Below are 357 nucleotides of genomic sequence, written 5' to 3'. Positions count from 1 at the left end.
AGGTAACAAGGCTTCTATCTTCTTCCATTGATCATCTCTTAACATCTTGCGGTCGCTTTGCATTTCGGTATCCTATTTTTCCAATACCGAATGTAAACACATTTTATTGAATGTTAACAGCCCCTAACATAACTACCGTTCGTGTAACTATTTACATAACTACCGCCCGTATTCCTAACGGCATATGTGGTTCCCGGATATGTTGCGCTTGCAGCATTGAACTCCTCAACTGTTTGAACAAAGCCTGCCCTACCAACGCCATACAATCCAGAGGAAAGTAAAGTCAGGCCAGCATTACCTAAAGCGCGCATCCCGTATAAGGCAGCGTAAAAATATTCATTATTGTTATAGCTAGCA

1 protein-coding gene is annotated in these 357 nt (G+C 41.7%); it reads right to left on the bottom strand.

The window, feature by feature from the left end:
- Positions 1-113: 113 nt before the first annotated feature.
- On the bottom strand, positions 114-357 hold a 244-nt coding region (locus ACO0LK_RS27035; RefSeq protein WP_422980612.1), incomplete at its 5' end, for a hypothetical protein.

Source organism: Undibacterium sp. Ji49W, assembly GCF_049340205.1.
Classification (GTDB): domain Bacteria; phylum Pseudomonadota; class Gammaproteobacteria; order Burkholderiales; family Burkholderiaceae_D; genus Undibacterium.
The sequence above is the reverse complement of the archived record's forward strand: the minus strand, read 5'-3'. Positions and strand labels throughout refer to the sequence as shown.